We start from the raw sequence: 930 nt of genomic DNA, 5'->3' as shown, positions 1-930 counted from the left end.
CCGACGACGCCGGTCCAGATCACGTACCGGCCCACCGAACAAGGCGCCAGCCTGATGCGTGTCCTGCATCCGCTGATCGAATGGAGCGCCAAGAGCGAGGACATGGACACCTGACGAGCTGGTCGCATACCGCCCACGCACCCGATCCGTTGCGTACTGGGACCGGTGATTGCGCGGGCGGCCGCTCGCGGTGTGGCTTCAGCGGTGCGGGGACAGGAACGGGTTACGGGACCAGGACGATCTTTCCCGTGGTGTGGCCGGCCATGATCTCGCGGTGGGCAGTGGCGGCCTCGCGCAGGGGGTAGCTGTCCGCGATCACGATGCGCAGGCGGCCTGCTGTCGCGGCTTCCGTGAGCTGCAGGCGGGCGGCTTGGCGGATCTCGGTGCCGGGATCCGCGCCCGGCACACCACCCAGGAGCTTGATTCCCGCGCGAGCCCCGCGCTCGTGGCCCGCGATGGTGGCGATACGCAAGCGGTCCGGCACGAGCTCCACGGAGACGTCCACCGCCTCCTCGGTGCCCACGAGATCGGCGGCCGCGTGCACGCCCTCCGGCGCCACCGCGCGCACCCTGTCCGCCAGCCCCGGCCCGTAGACGACCGGGATCGCTCCCAGCTCTCGCAGGAGGTCGTGCTTGGCCCGGCTCGCCGTGGCCACGACCGTCGCGCCGCGTGCCACCGCGAGCTGCACGGCCACGAGACCGACGCCCCCCGCGGCACCGTGGATCAGCACCGTCTCGCCCTTGCCCAGGCCGATCGCCTCAAGCGTGTGTACGGCGGTGACCCCGGCGGCCAGCAGCCCGCCGGCCTGCTCCCAGGACAGGGCGAGGGGCTTCGGCACCACGGACGGGGCGGGCACGACGATGTCGGCGGCGTAGGCACCCGGCGCGGTGTAGGTGATCACTTCGTCACCCACCGCGATCGGGCCCGCGG

At 72.6% G+C, this 930-nt stretch carries 2 protein-coding genes; one reads left to right on the top strand and one right to left on the bottom strand.

Features of this window, described 5'->3' with window-relative positions:
• The coding region (locus ACFIF2_RS35850) for a winged helix-turn-helix transcriptional regulator (protein WP_395577480.1) at positions 1 to 114 on the top strand (114 nt) is incomplete at its 5' end.
• A 109-nt stretch (positions 115 to 223) separates the two neighbouring features.
• Here ACFIF2_RS35850 and ACFIF2_RS35845 read toward each other — a convergent pair.
• Positions 224 to 930: zinc-binding alcohol dehydrogenase family protein (locus tag ACFIF2_RS35845; protein WP_395577479.1), on the bottom strand; the 707-nt coding region annotated here is incomplete at its 5' end.

This window comes from Streptomyces sp. BK79 (genome assembly GCF_044142145.1).
Lineage (GTDB): Bacteria > Actinomycetota > Actinomycetes > Streptomycetales > Streptomycetaceae > Streptomyces.
The sequence above is the reverse complement of the archived record's forward strand: the minus strand, read 5'-3'. Positions and strand labels throughout refer to the sequence as shown.